The organism is Nonomuraea sp. NPDC049646 (assembly GCF_044465525.1).
GTDB lineage: Bacteria > Actinomycetota > Actinomycetes > Streptosporangiales > Streptosporangiaceae > Nonomuraea.
This window is the reverse complement of record NZ_JBITLU010000024.1, coordinates 1-17,181: the sequence shown is the minus strand read 5'-3', so window position 1 is coordinate 17,181 and position 17,181 is coordinate 1. Positions and strand designations below refer to the sequence as shown.

At 66.4% G+C, this 17,181-nt stretch carries 22 protein-coding genes; all 22 read right to left on the bottom strand.

What is annotated here, in order from left to right:
* Positions 1–2 precede the first annotated feature (2 nt).
* The 22 genes from rplF to ACIBQ8_RS45260 all read right to left on the bottom strand — a co-directional run bounded on the left by rplF (position 3) and on the right by ACIBQ8_RS45260 (position 17,041).
* Positions 3–545 (bottom strand): 50S ribosomal protein L6, encoded by a 543-nt coding sequence (gene rplF / locus ACIBQ8_RS45365; protein ID WP_352327491.1) that lies wholly within the window; start codon positions 543–545, stop codon positions 3–5.
* Between the two features lie 16 nt (positions 546–561).
* Positions 562–960, bottom strand: a complete 399-nt coding sequence (gene rpsH / locus ACIBQ8_RS45360; RefSeq protein WP_125644666.1) for a 30S ribosomal protein S8 — start codon at positions 958–960, stop codon at positions 562–564.
* A gap of 145 nt (positions 961–1,105) precedes the next feature.
* Positions 1,106–1,291, bottom strand: a complete 186-nt coding sequence (locus ACIBQ8_RS45355; RefSeq protein ID WP_020542298.1) for a type Z 30S ribosomal protein S14 — start codon at positions 1,289–1,291, stop codon at positions 1,106–1,108.
* 4 nt (positions 1,292–1,295) lie between these two features.
* Entirely contained in the window at positions 1,296–1,871 is a 576-nt protein-coding gene (gene rplE, locus ACIBQ8_RS45350) for a 50S ribosomal protein L5 (RefSeq protein ID WP_352327490.1), read from the bottom strand.
* Positions 1,871–2,158, bottom strand: coding sequence for a 50S ribosomal protein L24 (gene rplX / locus ACIBQ8_RS45345; RefSeq protein ID WP_352327499.1), 288 nt, complete (start codon positions 2,156–2,158; stop codon positions 1,871–1,873). The genes rplE and rplX overlap by 1 nt, the downstream gene beginning before the upstream one ends.
* 8 nt (positions 2,159–2,166) lie before the next feature.
* Positions 2,167–2,538 (bottom strand): 50S ribosomal protein L14, encoded by a 372-nt coding sequence (gene rplN / locus ACIBQ8_RS45340; protein ID WP_090769698.1) that lies wholly within the window; start codon positions 2,536–2,538, stop codon positions 2,167–2,169.
* A gap of 191 nt (positions 2,539–2,729) precedes the next feature.
* The gene (gene rpsQ, locus ACIBQ8_RS45335) at positions 2,730–3,023 is read right to left on the bottom strand and encodes a 30S ribosomal protein S17 (protein ID WP_352327248.1); all 294 of its coding nucleotides are present in this window, start codon (positions 3,021–3,023) and stop codon (positions 2,730–2,732) included.
* The gene (gene rpmC, locus ACIBQ8_RS45330; protein WP_026214152.1) at positions 3,016–3,252 is read right to left on the bottom strand and encodes a 50S ribosomal protein L29; all 237 of its coding nucleotides are present in this window, start codon (positions 3,250–3,252) and stop codon (positions 3,016–3,018) included. The genes rpsQ and rpmC overlap by 8 nt, the downstream gene beginning before the upstream one ends.
* Positions 3,252–3,671, bottom strand: a complete 420-nt coding sequence (gene rplP / locus ACIBQ8_RS45325; RefSeq protein WP_125644673.1) for a 50S ribosomal protein L16 — start codon at positions 3,669–3,671, stop codon at positions 3,252–3,254. The genes rpmC and rplP overlap by 1 nt, the downstream gene beginning before the upstream one ends.
* A gap of 2 nt (positions 3,672–3,673) precedes the next feature.
* A complete protein-coding gene (rpsC, locus tag ACIBQ8_RS45320; protein ID WP_352327249.1) occupies positions 3,674–4,525 on the bottom strand; it encodes a 30S ribosomal protein S3 in 852 nt (283 codons plus the stop codon).
* The gene (gene rplV, locus ACIBQ8_RS45315) at positions 4,525–4,878 is read right to left on the bottom strand and encodes a 50S ribosomal protein L22 (protein ID WP_080043235.1); all 354 of its coding nucleotides are present in this window, start codon (positions 4,876–4,878) and stop codon (positions 4,525–4,527) included. The genes rpsC and rplV overlap by 1 nt, the downstream gene beginning before the upstream one ends.
* Positions 4,879–4,909: 31 nt before the next feature.
* Positions 4,910–5,188 (bottom strand): 30S ribosomal protein S19, encoded by a 279-nt coding sequence (gene rpsS, locus ACIBQ8_RS45310; protein ID WP_030451498.1) that lies wholly within the window; start codon positions 5,186–5,188, stop codon positions 4,910–4,912.
* Between the two features lie 11 nt (positions 5,189–5,199).
* A complete protein-coding gene (rplB, locus tag ACIBQ8_RS45305; protein WP_125644676.1) occupies positions 5,200–6,036 on the bottom strand; it encodes a 50S ribosomal protein L2 in 837 nt (278 codons plus the stop codon).
* A gap of 106 nt (positions 6,037–6,142) precedes the next feature.
* On the bottom strand, positions 6,143–6,445 hold the full coding sequence (gene rplW, locus ACIBQ8_RS45300) for a 50S ribosomal protein L23 (RefSeq protein ID WP_352327250.1): 303 nt from the start codon (positions 6,443–6,445) through the stop codon (positions 6,143–6,145).
* On the bottom strand, positions 6,445–7,095 hold the full coding sequence (rplD, locus tag ACIBQ8_RS45295) for a 50S ribosomal protein L4 (protein ID WP_352327251.1): 651 nt from the start codon (positions 7,093–7,095) through the stop codon (positions 6,445–6,447). Before rplD ends, rplW begins: the two co-directional genes overlap by 1 nt.
* A complete protein-coding gene (rplC, locus tag ACIBQ8_RS45290; RefSeq protein WP_138694761.1) occupies positions 7,092–7,745 on the bottom strand; it encodes a 50S ribosomal protein L3 in 654 nt (217 codons plus the stop codon). Before rplC ends, rplD begins: the two co-directional genes overlap by 4 nt.
* 14 nt (positions 7,746–7,759) lie before the next feature.
* Positions 7,760–8,068, bottom strand: a complete 309-nt coding sequence (rpsJ, locus tag ACIBQ8_RS45285; RefSeq protein WP_012887830.1) for a 30S ribosomal protein S10 — start codon at positions 8,066–8,068, stop codon at positions 7,760–7,762.
* Between the two features lie 253 nt (positions 8,069–8,321).
* Positions 8,322–9,515, bottom strand: coding sequence for an elongation factor Tu (gene tuf / locus ACIBQ8_RS45280; RefSeq protein ID WP_352327252.1), 1,194 nt, complete (start codon positions 9,513–9,515; stop codon positions 8,322–8,324).
* Positions 9,516–9,624: 109 nt separating this feature from the next.
* A complete protein-coding gene (gene fusA / locus ACIBQ8_RS45275) occupies positions 9,625–11,673 on the bottom strand; it encodes an elongation factor G (RefSeq protein WP_387669283.1) in 2,049 nt (682 codons plus the stop codon).
* 90 nt (positions 11,674–11,763) lie between these two features.
* The gene (rpsG, locus tag ACIBQ8_RS45270; RefSeq protein WP_043623423.1) at positions 11,764–12,234 is read right to left on the bottom strand and encodes a 30S ribosomal protein S7; all 471 of its coding nucleotides are present in this window, start codon (positions 12,232–12,234) and stop codon (positions 11,764–11,766) included.
* Between the two features lie 2 nt (positions 12,235–12,236).
* On the bottom strand, positions 12,237–12,611 hold the full coding sequence (rpsL, locus tag ACIBQ8_RS45265) for a 30S ribosomal protein S12 (RefSeq protein ID WP_020542315.1): 375 nt from the start codon (positions 12,609–12,611) through the stop codon (positions 12,237–12,239).
* Positions 12,612–13,165: 554 nt separating this feature from the next.
* Positions 13,166–17,041: a DNA-directed RNA polymerase subunit beta' gene (locus ACIBQ8_RS45260; RefSeq protein WP_357982792.1), complete on the bottom strand. Its 3,876-nt coding sequence runs from the start codon at positions 17,039–17,041 to the stop codon at positions 13,166–13,168.
* Between the last annotated feature and the right edge of the window lie 140 nt (positions 17,042–17,181).

The window sequence follows — 17,181 nt, the reverse complement described above, 5'->3', positions numbered from 1 at the left end:
GCCTACTTACCAGCCTTTCCGACCTTGCGGCGGATCTGTTCGCCCTGGTAACGCACGCCCTTGCCCTTGTACGGGTCAGGCTTGCGCAACTTGCGGATGTTGGCCGCGACCTCGCCGACCTTCTGCTTGTCGATGCCGTCCACGTGGAACAGGGTCGGCTTCTCGACGCGGAAGGAGACACCCTCGGGGGCGTCGACGATGACCGGGTGGCTGAAGCCCAGCGAGAACTCCAGCTGCGTCGGGCCCTTGGCCTGGACGCGGTAACCGACGCCGACGATCTCCAGGGACTTGGTGTAGCCCTGGGTGACGCCCTGCACCATGTTGGCGATCAGCGTCCGGGACAGGCCGTGCAGCGCACGGACCTTGTTCTCGTCGTTGGGCCGGGAGACGGCGATGGCGCCGTCGTCGTCACGACCGACCGTAATCGGGTCCGCGACCGTGTGAGAAAGCGTGCCCTTCGGGCCCTTGACCTGGACATCCTGGCCGGTGATCGTGATGTCTACGCCACTGGGCACAGGGATGGGCAGCCGTCCGATTCTCGACATGCTGTGTTCCTCCCCTCTACCAGACGTAGGCGAGGACTTCGCCGCCCACGCCACGCTTGCCGGCCTGCTTGTCGGTCATGAGTCCGGCGGACGTCGAGATGATCGCGACGCCCAGCCCGCCCAGAACTCGAGGCAGGTTGTCCTTCTTCGCATAAACCCGCAGACCGGGCTTGGAAACCCGGCGCAGGCCCGCGAGCGAACGCTCACGGGTAGGCCCGAACTTGAGCTCCACCACGAGGTTCTTTCCGACCTTGGCGTCTTCGACGGCCCAGGACTGGATGTAACCCTCCTGCTGGAGGATCTCGGCGATGTGCGCCTTGATCTTCGAATACGGCATCGACACGCTCTCGTGGTACGCCGAGTTCGCGTTGCGCAGACGCGTCAGCATGTCTGCGATCGGGTCGGTCATCGTCATGGCCAGTGGCCTTCCTCGCCGCGGTTTCCAGTCGGCCAAGCAGCGCTCTGCCGGTGGACCTTCGGCGCGGTCATGGACGCAAAGCGTCCTGTCTTCTTCTGAACATGGACCCCGGGGGACGACGCGGAGCCGCCCCCCAGAGTATCTACCAGCTCGACTTGGTGATGCCGGGCAGCTCGCCCCGGTGCGCCATCTCGCGGAAGCACACGCGGCACAGGCCGAACTTGCGGTACACCGCGCGCGGACGACCGCAACGCGAGCACCGGGTGTAGGCCCGGACCTCGAACTTCTGCTTGCGCCCCGCCTTGGCGATCAGCGACTTCTTCGCCATTGGATCAGGCCTCCTTGAACGGGAAGCCGAGGAGCTTCAGCAGCGCCCGGCCCTGGTCGTCGTTCGTCGCGGTGGTCACGACCGTGATGTCCATGCCCCGCGGGCGGTCGACCTTGTCCTGGTCGACCTCGTGGAACATGACCTGCTCGGTCAGACCGAACGTGTAGTTGCCGTTGCCGTCGAACTGCTTCGGCGACAGGCCGCGGAAGTCCCGGATACGGGGCAGCGCCAGCGCCAGCAGGCGGTCGAGGAACTCCCACATGCGGTCGCCGCGCAGCGTGACGTGCGCGCCGATCGGCATGCCCTCACGCAGCTTGAACTGCGCGATGGACTTGCGCGCCCGGACGACGGCCGGCTTCTGGCCGGTGATCGCGGTGAGGTCGCGTACGGCGCCTTCGATGAGCTTGGAGTCGCGAGCCGCCTCACCGACACCCATGTTGACCTTGATCTTGGTCAGGGCCGGGATCTGCATGACGTTCTCGATGCCGAACTGCTCGCGAAGCTGGGCCGCGATCTCCTCGCGGTACTTCGTCTTGAGTCGCGGCGTCGGGCGCTCGGTCTCAGTGGTCGTGGCGGTCATCAGCTGTCCTCACCCGTCTCCTCGGCCTTGTCGGCCTTCTTGTCGGCGGGCTTCTCGTCCTTGAGCTTCTTCACGTTGGACACGTGGATGGGGCCCTCCATCGTCTGCACGCCGCCGGTCTTGGCGCCACGCGGACCCTGGAGAGACTCCTTGGTGTGCTTCTTGATCATGTTGACGCCCTCGATCACCACGCGGTCCTCGCGCGGGTACGTGGCGATGACGTGACCCTTGGCACCCTTGTCCTTGCCGGCGATGACCTGAACCAGGTCACCCTTCTTCACATGCAGCTTCGGCATTACAGCACCTCCGGGGCGAGCGAGATGATGCGCATGAACTTCTTGTCGCGCAGCTCGCGGCCGACCGGGCCGAAGATACGAGTGCCACGAGGGTCACCGCTGTCCTTGATGATGACGGCGGCGTTCTCGTCGAAGCGGATGTAGGAGCCGTCGGGCCGGCGGCGCTCCTTGACCGTGCGGACGACGACGGCCTTGACCACGTCGCCCTTCTTGACGCCCGTGCTGCCCGGCAGCGCGTCCTTGACAGTGGCGACGATGATGTCGCCGATACCGGCGTAGCGTCGGCCCGAGCCACCGAGAACACGGATGCAAAGGATCTCCTTCGCACCAGTGTTGTCGGCGACCTTGAGCCGCGACTCCTGCTGGATCACTTGAACTCCTGTTAGTCGCGCCGGTTCTCATCGCTGAGCCTGGCGGAACCTGTCGTTGTCTTGTTCCCACGGCCACAGTCCGCGAAGGGGCCGCACCGCAGGCGACGCGAGGTCCGGGAGGACCTCGCGTCCTTGGACGCCGTCATGGGGGCCCTGAGGCCCCCACGAGGCGCGGTATATCCGAGAGGGCCTTACTTGGCCTTCTCGAGGATCTCCACGACCCTCCACCGCTTGGTGGCGGAGAGGGGGCGGGTCTCCATGAGCAGCACGCGGTCGCCGACGCCGCAGGCGTTGGCCTCGTCGTGTGCCTTGTACTTGGTCGTACGGCGGATGACCTTGCCGTACAGACGGTGCTTGACGCGGTCCTCGACGGCGACGACGACGGTCTTGTCCATCTTGTCGCTGACGACCAGGCCCTCACGGACCTTGCGGAAGTTCCGCGCGTCGTTCGCCTCGGTGGTTTCGGTGGTCTCGGTCTCAGCCATCGCTCGACTCCTTCTCGACCGTGACGATGCCGAGCTCACGCTCGCGCATCACGGTGTAGATGCGGGCGATCTCGCGGCGGACGGCGCGCAGCCGCCCGTGGCTCTCCAACTGACCGGTCGCTGCCTGGAAGCGGAGGTTGAACAGCTCCTCCTTGGCTTCCTTGAGCTTCTGCACCAGGGTGTCCTGGTCCTCCACTCGCAGCTCGCCGGCGGTCAGGCCCTTAGCCATCACGCCTCACCCACTTCACGCTTAACGATCTTGCACTTCATCGGCAGCTTGTGGATCGCCCTGGTGAGGGCCTCACGCGCGACCGACTCCGCCACGCCGGACAGCTCGAACATCACGCGTCCGGGCTTGACGTTGGCGATCCACCACTCCGGCGAACCCTTACCGGAACCCATGCGGGTCTCGGCCGGCTTCTTGGTGAGCGGACGGTCGGGGTAGATGTTGATCCACACCTTGCCGCCACGGCGGATGTGACGGGTCATGGCGATACGAGCGGACTCGATCTGGCGGTTGGTCACGTAGGAGTGCTCAACAGCCTGAATGCCGAACTCGCCGAACACGACCCTGGTGCCGCCCTTGGCGGCTCCGCTGCGGTCAGGCCGGTGCTGCTTGCGGTGCTTGACCCTGCGCGGGATCAGCATGGTCAGCTCCCTTCAGCACCCGGCTGCGCAGCCGGGCCGGTCTCGGGGGCAGCGCCCGCGGGCGCGGCCGATTCGGTACGGGGGGCGCGGTCGCCACGGCCGCCGCCACGACGCGGACGGTCACCGCCGCCACGACGCGGACGGTCGCCGCCGCCACCACGACGGTCGTCACGCTCGCGACGCTGACCGGCACGAGCGCCGGCGGCAGCCGCCTCACGCTCGGCGCGGCTGGTCGGAGCCTCACCCTTGTAGATCCAGACCTTCACGCCGATGCGGCCGAAGGTGGTACGGGCCTCGTAGAAGCCGTAGTCGATGTCCGCGCGAAGGGTGTGCAGCGGCACGCGACCCTCACGGTAGAACTCCGACCGCGACATCTCGGCGCCGCCCAGACGACCCGCGCACTGGACACGGATGCCCTTGGCGCCGGACTTCATGGCCGACTGCATCGCCTTGCGCATGGCGCGGCGGAACGAGACACGGCTGGACAGCTGCTCGGCGACGCCCTGAGCGACGAGCTGAGCGTCGATCTCCGGGTTCTTGACCTCGAGGATGTTGAGCTGGACCTGCTTCTTGGTCAGCTTCTCGAGGTCGCCGCGGATACGGTCCGCCTCGGCGCCGCGGCGGCCGATCACGATGCCCGGACGCGCGGTGTGGATGTCCACCTGCACTCGGTCCGTGGTGCGCTCGATCTCGACCTTGGAGATGCCGGCCCGCTCCATGCCCTTCTGCAGCATGCGGCGGATCGCCACGTCCTCGGCGACGTACGACTTGTACAGCTTGTCGGCGTACCACCGGCTCTTGAAGTCGGTCGTGATGCCGAGGCGGAACCCGTGCGGGTTAACCTTCTGGCCCACTATCGGGTCCTTCCCTTCGGCTCGCGGGATTCCACGATCACGGTGATGTGGCTCGTCCGCTTGTTGATCCGATAGGCGCGACCCTGTGCACGCGGGCGGAACCGCTTCAGCGTCGGGCCCTCGTCGACCCAGGCGCGGCTCACGACGAGCGTGCTGGGGTCGAGGTTGAAGTTGTGCTCGGCATTCGCCATGGCGCTGCTGAGCACCTTGTAGATCGGCTCGCTCGCCGACTGGGGAGCGAACTGCAGCACGGCCTGCGCCTCCGAAGCGGGCAGCCCGCGAATAAGGTCCACCACGCGGCGGGCCTTGAGGGGCGTGACACGGACGAACCGCGCCTGAGCCCTGGCTTCCATCGCTTACTCCTCTAAATGCTTCTGAAGGCGTCTATCGCCGGCTGCGCCGGTCTTCCTTGACGTGGCTGCGGAACGTCCGCGTGGGGGCGAACTCTCCGAGCTTGTGGCCGATCATCGACTCGGTGACGAACACCGGGACGTGCTTGCGGCCGTCGTGCACGGCGATCGTGTGCCCGAGCATGTCGGGAACGATCATGGAGCGCCGCGACCACGTCTTGATGACGTTCTTGGTGCCCTTCTCGTTCTGGGCGTCCACCTTCTTCTGAAGGTGGTCGTCCACGAAGGGACCCTTCTTAAGGCTACGTGGCATTTCGGCTGCTCCTACCGCTTCTTCCTCTTGCTCCGACGACGGATGATCAGCCGGTCGCTGGACTTGTTGGCCTGGCGGGTGCGGCCCTCGGGCTTGCCCTTGGGGTTCACCGGGTGGCGACCGCCGGACGTCTTGCCCTCACCACCACCGTGCGGGTGGTCAACGGGGTTCATGGCGACACCGCGGACGGTCGGGCGCTTGCCCTTCCACCGCATACGGCCGGCCTTGCCCCAGTTGATGTTGGCCTGCTCGGCGTTGCCGACCTGGCCGACCGACGCCCGGCAGCGCACGTCGACCATGCGCATTTCACCGGACGGCATACGCAGGGTGGCGTACTGGCCTTCCTTGGCGAGCAGCTGGATCTGGGCGCCCGCGGAACGACCGAGCTTCGCGCCGCCGCCCGGACGGAGCTCCACCGCGTGGATGAAGGTACCGGTCGGGATGTTGCGCAGCGGCAGGCAGTTGCCCGGCTTGATGTCGGCAGCGGGGCCGTTCTCGATTCGGTCGCCCTGCTTGAGGCCGGTCGGCGCGATGATGTAGCGCTTCTCACCGTCGGCGTAGTGGAGCAGAGCGATGTTGGCGGTGCGGTTGGGGTCGTACTCGATGTGAGCGACCTTCGCCGGGATGCCGTCCTTGTCATGCCTACGGAAGTCGATGATCCGGTAGGCGCGCTTGTGTCCGCCGCCCTGGTGGCGCGCGGTCACCCGGCCGTGTACGTTCCGGCCGCCCTTGCTGTGAAGGGGCGCAAGCAGCGACTTCTCGGGAGTGCTGCGGGTGATCTCGGAGAAGTCCGAGACACTCGACCCGCGGCGACCCGGAGTCGTCGGCTTGTACTTACGGATGCCCATCTTTTTCGTTCATCCTTCGTCGGTTACATGGGCGAGCCCGCCGCACCGAAGCACGACGGTCTCGTCCCTCGCAGACCTTTCGGCCCGCTTCCTATCTATGGCGCTGCTAGCCGATCTGACCGAAGATGTCGATCCGATCGCCCTCGACCAGGCTCACGATCGCGCGCTTGGTATCGGGACGCTTGCCGAAACCGGTGCGGGTGCGCTTGCGCTTGCCCGTCCGGTTGATGGTGTTCACGCTGGTGACCTTGACCCCGAAGATCTGCTCAACGGCGATCTTGACCTGGGTCTTGTTCGCGGTCTTCTTCACCAGGAACGTGTACTTGTTGTTCTCATCGATCAGGCCGTAGCTCTTCTCAGAGACGACCGGCTTGATGATGATGTCGCGCGGGTCGGCGATCTTCTCCATCAGGCGTCTTCCTTCCCGCCCTGGCTCAGCCGCGCGACGACCTGGTCGTACGCCTCCTGGGTGAAGACCACGTCGTCGTGCACGAGCACGTCGTAGGTGTTGAGCTGCCCGGCGTCCAGCAGGTGGACCTCGGGAGCGTTACGCAGGCTCATCCAGGTCAGCTCGTCGGCCTCGTCGACGACGACGAGCACGCGGGGAGCCTGAGTGATCTTGCGCAGGGCCTCCAGGGCAGCCTTGGTCTTGGGGGTCTCCCCCGTCACCAGCGTGCTGACCACGTGGACGCGACCGCCGCCGGCCCTGTCGGACAGGGCGCCGCGGAGCGCGGCGGCCTTCATCTTCTTGGGCGTGCGCTGCGAGTAGTCACGCGGCACGGGCCCGTGGACGGTGCCACCGCCGGTGAACTGCGGCGCGCGGGTCGAGCCCTGACGGGCGCGGCCGGTGCCCTTCTGGCGGTACGGCTTCTTGCCGCCACCGCTGACCTCGCCACGGGTCTTGGCCTTGTGGGTGCCCTGCCGGCGAGCGGCGAGCTGGGCCACGACCACCTGGTGGATCAGCGGAACGTTGACCGTCGTGCCGAAGACGTCTTCGGGCAGTTCGACGGTGCCGGCCTTGGCGCCGCTGGCGTCGAGGACGTCAATAGTGGTGCTCACTTGGCAGCCCCCTTCTTGGCAGCGGTGCGGACGAGGACCAGGCTGCCGTTCGCGCCGGGGATCGCACCCTTGATCAGGATGAGACCGTTCTCGGCGTCGACGGAGTGAACCTTGAGGCTCTGCACAGTGGTGCGGACGTTACCCATCCGACCGGCCATGCGCAGGCCCTTGAATACGCGGCCCGGGGTGGCGCAGCCACCGATGGAACCCGGCGAGCGGTGCTTGCGCTGCGTACCGTGCGACGCGCCCAGACCACCGAAGCCGTGCCGCTTCATGACACCGGCGAAGCCCTTGCCCTTGCTCTTGCCCGTCACGTCGACGAACTGGCCGGCCTCGAAGGTGTCGGCCAGCAGCTCCTGGCCCAGGGTGTAGTCGCTCGCGTCGTCGGTGCGGATCTCCGCGAAGTAACGGCGCGGGGTGATGTCGTGCTTACGCAGGTAGTCGCCGAGCGGCTTGTTGACCTTCCGGGGGTCGACCTGCCCGAAGCCGAGCTGAACGGCGGAGTAGCCGTCCTTCTCTGCGGTGCGGACCCGGGTCACCACGCACGGACCGGCCTCGACCACGGTCACCGGAACCATCCGGTTGTCCGCGTCGAAGACCTGGGTCATGCCGAGCTTCTTGCCCAGGACGCCCTTGATCGTCTTAGCCATGTCAGTGCGTTCCCTCAGAGCTTGATCGAAATGTCGACACCCGCGGGGAGGTCGAGCCGCATGAGCGAGTCAACCGTCTTGGGGGTCGGGTCGATGATGTCAATCAGCCGCTTGTGCGTGCGCATCTCGAAGTGCTCGCGGCTGTCCTTGTACTTGTGCGGCGAGCGGATGACGCAGTACACGTTCTTCTCGGTCGGCAGCGGCACCGGGCCCGCGACCTTCGCGCCAGTCCGCGTCACCGTCTCGACGATCTTCTTGGCCGAGCTGTCGATGACCTCGTGGTCATAGGCCTTAAGCCGGATGCGGATCTTCTGTCCCGCCATAGTGGCCTCGGTGTCCTTCGCTGTCGTCTGAAAAAGTATCGTGCGGCCTTGTGCCGCTGTGCTGGTGCAGGTCTGACCCTGCGTGACCCCACGAGACAGACACTGTTGATCTGTCTTTTCTTCCGTGATCCGGCAGTTACTTCGGTCACTATGGCCGAAGCGACTGCTGGATCACGGCGCTTTACGCGAGGCCCTTGACGCGGTACGGCGGTCGGCCCTGAATGTGGGGCCGACCGCCGCCCCGACGGTCGAGCTACTTGATGATCTTCACGACCCGGCCGGCGCCGACGGTGCGGCCACCCTCACGGATCGCGAACTTGAGGCCTTCCTCCATGGCGATGGGCTGGATCAGCTCAACGCGCATCTCGGTGTTGTCGCCCGGCATGACCATCTCGGTGCCCTCGGGGAGGTTCACAACACCGGTCACGTCAGTCGTACGGAAGTAGAACTGCGGGCGGTAGTTGTTGAAGAACGGCGTGTGGCGGCCGCCCTCGTCCTTGGACAGGATGTAGACCTGGCCGGTGAACTCGGTGTGCGGGGTCGTCGTGCCCGGCTTGATGATGCACTGGCCGCGCTCGACGTCGTCGCGCTTGATGCCGCGGAGCAGCAGAGCGGCGTTGTCGCCCGCGTGACCCTCGTCGAGCATCTTGTTGAACATCTCGATGCTGGTGACGGTGGTCGTCGTCTTCTCCGGCTTGATGCCGATGATGTCGACCTGCTCGTTGACCTTGACGATGCCGCGCTCGATACGACCGGTGACGACGGTGCCGCGACCGGTGATCGAGAAGACGTCCTCGACGGGCATGAGGAACGGCTTCTCCGTGTCACGGGGAGGCTCGGGGACGTTCTCGTCCACCGCGTTCATCAGCTCGATGATGCTGTCGGCCCACTTCTCGTCACCCTCGAGAGCCTTGAGGGCGGAGACGCGGACGACGGGCAGGTCGTCGCCGGGGAACTCCTGCGCGGACAGGAGCTCACGGACCTCCAGCTCGACGAGCTCGAGGATCTCCTCGTCGTCGACCATGTCGGCCTTGTTCAGCGCCACGACGATGTAGGGGACGCCGACCTGGCGGGCCAGGAGGACGTGCTCCTTCGTCTGCGGCATCGGGCCGTCGGTGGCGGCGACCACGAGGATCGCGCCGTCCATCTGAGCGGCACCGGTGATCATGTTCTTCACGTAGTCGGCGTGACCGGGGCAGTCAACGTGAGCGTAGTGACGCTTCTCGGTCTGGTACTCGACGTGCGCGATGGAGATCGTAATACCGCGAGCCTTCTCCTCGGGCGCCTTGTCGATCTTGTCGAACGGGGTCGCCTTGTTGAGCTCGGGGAAACGGTCGTGAAGCACCTTGGTGATCGCCGCGGTCAGCGTGGTCTTGCCGTGGTCGATGTGTCCAATGGTGCCGATGTTCATGTGCGGCTTAGTCCGCTCGAACTTGGCCTTGCCCACTGGTTCTCTCCTTGAGAATCTGACTGACTTTCGTCTACACACTCGGGCCCGGGAGATCCCAGACCCCTAGGCGGTGGGGTGGCTCGCACCACCCCACCAGGGACCGGAACTATTCGCCCCGGGCCTTCGCGACGATCTCCTTGGCGATGCCCGGGGGCACCTCCGCGTAGGAGTCGAACTGCATGCTGTAGCTCGCGCGCCCCTGCGTCTTGCTCCGCAGGTCACCCACGTAGCCGAACATCTCAGACAGCGGCACGAGCGCCTGGACGACACGGGCGCCGGCCCGCTCGTCCATCGCCTGGATCTGCCCGCGGCGACCGTTGAGGTCACCGATGACATCACCCATGTAGTCCTCGGGCGTGGTGACCTCGACGGCCATCATCGGCTCGAGAAGAACGGCGTCCGCCTTGCGCGCGGCCTCCTTGAAGGCCATCGAGCCGGCGATCTTGAACGCCATTTCCGAGGAGTCGACGTCGTGCGCGGCACCGTCGGTCAGCGTAACCTTCACGCCCACCATCGGGTAACCGGCCAGCACGCCGAACTCGGCGGCCTCCTGCGCGCCGGCGTCGACCGAGGGGATGTACTCCCTCGGGACGCGGCCACCGGAGACCTTGTTCTGGAACTCGTAACCGTCGTTGCCCTCGCCCAGCGGCTCCAGGTCGATGATCACCCGCGCGAACTGACCCGAACCACCGGTCTGCTTCTTGTGGGTGTAGTCGACCTTCTCCACCTTGCGGCGGATGGTCTCGCGGTAGGCCACCTGCGGGCGGCCCACGTTGGCCTCGACCTTGAACTCACGACGCATACGGTCGACGAGGATCTCCAGGTGAAGCTCGCCCATGCCCCAGATGACCGTCTGACCGGTCTCCTCGTCACGACGGACCTGGAAGGACGGGTCCTCCTCGGCCAGCCGCTGGATGGCGGTGGACAGCTTCTCCTGGTCGCCCTTGGTCTTGGGCTCGATGGCGACGTTGATGACCGGAGCCGGGAACGTCATCGACTCGAGCACGACCGGGTTGGCCGGGTCGGCAAGGGTGTCGCCGGTCGTGGTGTCCTTCAGACCCATGACGGCGACGATCTGACCGGCGATCGCCTGCGGGCGCTCTTCGCGCTTGTTGGCGTGCATCTGGTAGATCTTGCCGATCCGCTCCTTCTTGCCCTTCACCGAGTTCACGACCTGTGAACCGGTGTCGAGGGTGCCGGAGTAGATGCGGATGTAGGTGAGCTTGCCCAGGTGCGGGTCGCTGGCGATCTTGAAGGCCAGCGCGGAGAACGGCTCGGCCGGGTCCGCGTGACGCTCGATCACCTTCTCCTCGTTGCCGACCGCGTAACCCTTGAACGCCGGGATGTCGGTCGGGGCGGGGAGGTAGGCGACGATCGCGTCGAGCAGGGGCTGAACGCCCTTGTTCTTGAACGCGGTGCCGCACAGCACCGGGTTGATGGCGCTGCTCAGCGTGGCGCGGCGGATGGCCGCGACCAGCTGCTCCTCGGTGGGCTCGGTGCCCTCCAGGAAGAGCTCCATCAGCTCGTCGTCGTTCTCGGCGACCGTCTCGATGAGGCGGTCACGCCACTCGCGGGCGGCGTCGGCGTGGTCGGCCGGGATGTCGACGGTGTCGTACATCTCGCCCTTGGCCGCGTCGGCGCTCCAGATGAGCCCCTTCATCTTGATGAGGTCGATGACGCCCTTGAAGTCGGCCTCGACACCCCACGGAAGCTGGATCACAGCGGGGGTCGCGCCCAGGCGGCTGACCATCATCTCGACGCAGCGGTGGAACTCCGCGCCGACACGGTCCATCTTGTTCACGAAGCAGATGCGCGGGACCTCGTACCGGTCAGCCTGCCGCCACACCGTCTCCGACTGCGGCTCGACACCGGCGACACCGTCGAACACGGCGACGGCACCGTCGAGGACGCGGAGCGAGCGCTCCACTTCGATGGTGAAGTCGACGTGACCCGGAGTGTCGATGATGTTGATGGTGTGACCGATCCACTCACAGGTCGTCGCGGCAGACGTGATCGTGATGCCGCGCTCCTGCTCCTGCTCCATCCAGTCCATGGTGGCAGCGCCCTCATGGACTTCACCGATCTTGTAGTTGATGCCGGTGTAGAACAGGATGCGCTCGGTCGTGGTGGTCTTGCCCGCGTCGATGTGGGCCATGATCCCGATGTTGCGGACCTTGGCCAGGTCAAGAGCGGTCGTAGCGGCCACTTTAACTCGCGTCCTCGTCGTCTCGTCGAACCCGCCGGGTTACCAGCGGTAGTGGGCGAAGGCCTTGTTGGACTCGGCCATCTTGTGGGTGTCCTCGCGCTTCTTGACACTCGCCCCGAGGCCGTTGCTGGCGTCGAGGAGCTCGTTCATGAGGCGCTCGGTCATGGTCTTCTCGCGGCGGGCGCGGGAGTACTGCACCAGCCAGCGCAGGGCCAGGGTGGTGCTGCGCGCGGCGCGCACCTCGACCGGCACCTGGTACGTCGCGCCACCGACACGGCGGCTGCGAACCTCGAGGGTGGGCTTGACGTTGTCAAGCGCGCGCTTGAGGGTGACGACCGGGTCGTTGCCCGTCTTCTCCCTGCAGCCTTCGAGGGCGCCGTAGACGATCGACTGCGCGATGGAACGCTTGCCGTCGAGGAGCACCTTGTTGATCAGGGCGGTCACCAGCGGCGAGCTGTAAACCGGGTCAGACATGAGCTGACGACGGCCAGGAGAACCCTTACGAGGCATTGTTAGCTCTTCTCCTTCTTCGCGCCGTAGCGGCTGCGGGCCTGCTTGCGGTTGCGGACACCCTGGGTGTCGAGCGAACCGCGGATGATCTTGTAGCGAACACCAGGCAGGTCCTTCACACGACCGCCACGCACGAGCACGATGGAGTGCTCCTGCAGGTTGTGGCCCACACCGGGGATGTAAGCCGTGACCTCGATGCCGTTCGTGAGCCGAACGCGGGCCACCTTGCGCAGTGCCGAGTTGGGCTTCTTCGGGGTCGTGGTGTAGACGCGCTGGCACACGCCGCGCCGCTGCGGGCTCCCCTTGAGGGCAGGAGTCTTGGTCTTGGAGACCTTGTCCTGCCGGCCCTTGCGGACCAACTGCTGAATAGTGGGCACTGCCACTCCGTTTCGTGCCTTGGCCGGTGTTACGTCATTGGGTCTTGCATTTCGCAGGTTCTGCCGGTGTCATGACCTGCTGGTTTTCCTCGTCCCGGTGCCCCCGCGGTCGGGCGTGTCGCGCTATTCACACAGACACAGCCACGGAGACTTGCGAGCCTGAGAGTCCAGCCGACGCTCTCCCTATGGATATGAGCGCACAGCCGAAAGCCCGCTAGAGACGGGCACGATGCTCAAGACTACCCAGGCCCAGCCGACACGTCAAAACGGCACGGCAACGCCTGTCGGCCTCACCGCTCCGTGCCACCGGGGCCTGTCTCATCCAGCCCATCCGAAGCGCCGCGGCAATGATACCTGGCCTGGGGACCGACGTGTGCCGATTCGCCGGGGAACCCCGCAACCGGCCCACAGGCCGTCAGGCCGGCGGACCGTCCCCCCGGGCCCGTGCCGCCCCCACAGGGCGTCTGGGACCGTCTACGGCAGCGCGTACGGCCGCAAAAGCGCCGCGCCCGGGCCTCTGCGGAGAGAGACCCGGGCGCGGCGCCTGCGAACTGCTAGCGGTTGTACTGACCGAAGTCGTACTCCTCCAGCGGGACGGCCTCGCCGCTGCCCGTGCCGAAGGTGTAGTCGGCCGCGGAACCGTCGTAACCGCCGACGGTGTACATGGCGGCCTTGGCCTCCTCGGTCGGCTCGACCCGGATGTTGCGGTACTGGGGCATGCCCGTACCGGCCGGGATGAGCTTACCGATGATGACGTTCTCCTTCAGGCCCAGCAGCGAGTCGGACTTGGCGTGGATCGCCGCGTCCGTCAGGACCCTGGTCGTCTCCTGGAAGGAGGCCGCCGACAGCCACGACTCGGTGGCCAGCGACGCCTTCGTGATGCCCATGAGCACCGGACGGCCCGCGGCCGGCGAGCCGCTCTCGGCCACCGTCTCGCGGTTCATCTGCTCGAAGCGCGGACGCTCCACCAGCTCACCGGGCAGCAGGTCGGTGTCACCGGACTCCAGCACGTTCACGCGCTTGAGCATCTGCCGCACGATGATCTCGATGTGCTTGTCGTGGATCGACACACCCTGCGACCGGTAGACCTGCTGGACCTCGGCCACCAGGTGCAGCTGCACGGCCCGCGGGCCGAGGATGCGCAGCACCTCGTTGGGGTTGACCGCACCGGCGATCAGCTGCTGGCCGACCGTCACGCGCTGACCGTCCTGGACGAGCAGGCGCGACCGCATCGAGACCGGGTAGGCGATCTCCTCCGACCCGTCGTCGGGGGTGATGACGATCTTCCTGGTCTTGTCCGTCTCGTCGATCCTGGCCCGGCCCTCGGCCTCGGAGATCGGGGCGACACCCTTGGGGATGCGCGCCTCGAACAGCTCCGTGACACGGGGCAGACCGTGGGTGATGTCGGCGCCGGCCACACCACCGGTGTGGAACGTACGCATCGTCAGCTGCGTGCCGGGCTCACCGATCGACTGGGCGGCGATGATGCCGACCGCCTCGCCGACGTCCACGAGCTTGCCGGTGGCCAGCGAGCGGCCGTAGCAGGTCGCGCAGACACCGATCTTGGCCTCGCAGACGAGCGCGCTGCGGGTACGGACGGTCTCGACGCCGGCCTCGACCAGCTTCGTCACGTGGATGTCGTTGATGTCGACACCCGCCGGGACGATGACCTTGCCGTCGACCTCGACGTCCTCGGCCATGATGCGGCCGTGCACGTTGGACTCGGCGTTCTCCGCCTTGACCAGGTTGCCCGACGCGTCGCGCTCGCCGACGTGCAGCGGGACCGCGCGGTCGGTGCCGCAGTCGATCTCCCGCACGATGACGTCCTGGGCGACGTCCACCAGACGACGGGTCAGGTAACCCGAGTCGGCGGTACGCAGGGCGGTGTCGGCAAGACCCTTCCGCTGACCGTGGGTGGAGATGAAGTACTCCAGCACCGACAGGCCCTCGCGGAAGGAGGCCTTGATCGGCCGCGGGATCGTCTCGCCCTTGGTGTTGGACACCAGGCCACGGATGCCGGCGATCTGCCGGACCTGCATCTTGTTACCACGGGCGCCCGAGTTGACCATCATCCAGACCGGGTTGGTCGCCGGGAAGGCGTTGACCATGTCGGTCTCGACGTCGGCCGTGGCGTGGGTCCAGATCTCGATGAGCTCCTGGCGGCGCTCCTCGTCGGTGATCAGACCACGCTCGTACTCGCGCTGGACCTTGTCGGCCCGGCGCTCGTAGTTCTCCATGATGTCGGTCTTGTTCGGCGGCGCGACGACGTCCTCGATCGAGATCGTGACGCCGGAGCGGGTCGCCCAGCGGAAGCCCGCGTCCTTGAGCGCGTCGAGCGAGTTGGCGACCTCGACCTTGGGGTAGGTGTCGGCCAGCTCGTTCACGATCGTGGACAGCTGCTTCTTGCCCACCTGGAAGTTGACGAACGGGTAGCTCTCGGGGAGCGTCTGGTTGAACAGGCACCGCCCGAACGTCGTCTCCAGCCGGATCGGGTCACCCTGCTCCCAGCCCTCCGGAGCGACCCAGTCGCGCGGCGGCAGGACGTCCTTGACCCGGATCTGGATCTTCGCCTGGATCTCCAGCTCGCGGCGGTCGAAGGCCATCTGCGCCTCGGCGATCGAGCCGAACACGCGGCCCTCGCCGGTCGCGCCTTCCTTCTGGGTGGTCAGCCAGTAGAGGCCGATGACCATGTCCTGGGTGGGCATCGTCACGGGCTTGCCGTCGGCCGGCTTGAGGATGTTGTTGGTCGAGAGCATCAGGATGCGTGCCTCGGCCTGGGCCTCAGCCGACAGCGGCAGGTGCACGGCCATCTGGTCGCCGTCGAAGTCCGCGTTGAAGGCGGTGCAGACGAGCGGGTGGATCTGGATGGCCTTGCCCTCGACCAGCTGCGGCTCGAACGCCTGGATGCCCAGACGGTGGAGCGTCGGAGCGCGGTTGAGCAGCACCGGGTGCTCGGTGATGACCTCTTCGAGCACGTCCCACACGACGGGGCGGGCGCGCTCGACCATCCGCTTGGCCGACTTGATGTTCTGCGCGTGGTTGAGGTCCACGAGCCGCTTCATCACGAACGGCTTGAACAGCTCCAGCGCCATCTGCTTGGGCAGACCGCACTGGTGCAGCTTGAGCTGCGGGCCGACGACGATGACCGAACGGCCGGAGTAGTCGACTCGCTTGCCCAGCAGGTTCTGGCGGAAACGACCCTGCTTGCCCTTCAGCATGTCGCTGAGGGACTTCAGCGGCCGGTTGCCGGGGCCGGTCACCGGACGACCGCGACGGCCGTTGTCGAACAGCGCGTCGACGGCCTCCTGGAGCATCCGCTTCTCGTTGTTCACGATGATCTCGGGGGCGCCGAGGTCGAGCAGACGCTTGAGGCGGTTGTTCCGGTTGATGACCCGGCGGTACAGGTCGTTGAGGTCGGAGGTCGCGAACCGGCCACCGTCGAGCTGCACCATCGGGCGCAGGTCCGGCGGGATGACCGGGATGCAGTCGAGCACCATGCCGCGCGGCGAGTTGGTCGTGTTCAGGAACGCCGACACGACCTTGAGCCGCTTGAGGGCGCGGGCCTTCTTCTGGCCCTTGCCGCTGCGGATGGTCTCGCGCAGGTTCTCGGCCTCGGCGTCGAGGTCGAAGCTGATCAGGCGGTCCTGGATCGCCTGCGCGCCCATGCCGCCCTTGAAGTAGCGGCCGAAGCGGTCGCGCATCTCGCGGTAGAGCAGCTCGTCGCCCTCAAGGTCCTGGACCTTGAGGTTCTTGAAGCGGCTCCAGACCTCGTCGAGCCGGTCCAGCTCGCGCTGGGCACGGTCGCGGAGCTGGCGCATCTCGCGCTCGGCGCCCTCGCGGACCTTGCGCCGCTGGTCGCCCTTGGCGCCGGCGGCCTCCAGCTCGGCCAGGTCGGACTCGAGCTTCTTCTGCCTGGACTCGACGTCGGCGTCACGGCGCTGCTCGATGTGCTGCCGCTCGACGGAGATCTTCGCCTCCAGCGAGGGCAGGTCACGCTCACGCATGTCGGTGTCGACATGCGTGATCATGTAGGCCGCGAAGTAGATGACCTTCTCCAGGTCCTTCGGGGCCAGGTCGAGCAGGTAGCCGAGGCGCGACGGCACGCCCTTGAAGTACCAGATGTGCGTGACGGGCGCGGCCAGCTCGATGTGGCCCATCCGCTCACGACGCACCTTGGCCCGGGTCACCTCGACGCCGCAGCGCTCACAGATGATGCCCTTGAACCGGACGCGCTTGTACTTGCCGCAGTAGCACTCCCAGTCGCGGGTCGGACCGAAGATCTTCTCGCAGAAGAGTCCGTCCTTTTCCGGCTTGAGAGTCCGGTAGTTGATGGTCTCGGGCTTCTTGACCTCGCCGTGCGACCACTGACGGATGTCGTCGGCGGTCGCAAGACCGATCCTGAGCTCGTCGAAGAAGTTGACGTCTAGCATTGTGTGCGATCTCCCCCTCAGACTTCTTCCACGCTGCTCGGCTCACGCCGGGACAGATCGATACCGAGTTCCTCCGCCGCGCGGAAGACGTCCTCGTCGGTGTCGCGCATCTCGATGGACATGCCGTCGCTGGAGAGCAC

Bases quoted from the DNA above. Each gene is read 5' to 3' on its own strand.
- rplF (WP_352327491.1), bottom strand. From the start codon at position 545: ATGTCGAGAATCGGACGGCTGCCCATCCCTGTGCCCAGTGGCGTAGAC.
- rpsH (WP_125644666.1), bottom strand. From the start codon at position 960: ATGACGATGACCGACCCGATCGCAGACATGCTGACGCGTCTGCGCAAC.
- ACIBQ8_RS45355 (WP_020542298.1), bottom strand. From the start codon at position 1,291: ATGGCGAAGAAGTCGCTGATCGCCAAGGCGGGGCGCAAGCAGAAGTTC.
- rplE (WP_352327490.1), bottom strand. From the start codon at position 1,871: ATGACCGCCACGACCACTGAGACCGAGCGCCCGACGCCGCGACTCAAG.
- rpsQ (WP_352327248.1), bottom strand. From the start codon at position 3,023: ATGGCTGAGACCGAGACCACCGAAACCACCGAGGCGAACGACGCGCGG.
- rpmC (WP_026214152.1), bottom strand. From the start codon at position 3,252: ATGGCTAAGGGCCTGACCGCCGGCGAGCTGCGAGTGGAGGACCAGGAC.
- rplP (WP_125644673.1), bottom strand. From the start codon at position 3,671: ATGCTGATCCCGCGCAGGGTCAAGCACCGCAAGCAGCACCGGCCTGAC.
- rplV (WP_080043235.1), bottom strand. From the start codon at position 4,878: ATGGAAGCCAGGGCTCAGGCGCGGTTCGTCCGTGTCACGCCCCTCAAG.
- rpsS (WP_030451498.1), bottom strand. From the start codon at position 5,188: ATGCCACGTAGCCTTAAGAAGGGTCCCTTCGTGGACGACCACCTTCAG.
- rplB (WP_125644676.1), bottom strand. From the start codon at position 6,036: ATGGGCATCCGTAAGTACAAGCCGACGACTCCGGGTCGCCGCGGGTCG.
- rplW (WP_352327250.1), bottom strand. From the start codon at position 6,445: ATGGAGAAGATCGCCGACCCGCGCGACATCATCATCAAGCCGGTCGTC.
- rplC (WP_138694761.1), bottom strand. From the start codon at position 7,745: ATGGCTAAGACGATCAAGGGCGTCCTGGGCAAGAAGCTCGGCATGACC.
- rpsJ (WP_012887830.1), bottom strand. From the start codon at position 8,068: ATGGCGGGACAGAAGATCCGCATCCGGCTTAAGGCCTATGACCACGAG.
- fusA (WP_387669283.1), bottom strand. From the start codon at position 11,673: ATGGCCCACATCGACGCGGGCAAGACCACCACGACCGAGCGCATCCTG.
- rpsG (WP_043623423.1), bottom strand. From the start codon at position 12,234: ATGCCTCGTAAGGGTTCTCCTGGCCGTCGTCAGCTCATGTCTGACCCG.
- ACIBQ8_RS45260 (WP_357982792.1), bottom strand. From the start codon at position 17,041: ATGCTAGACGTCAACTTCTTCGACGAGCTCAGGATCGGTCTTGCGACC.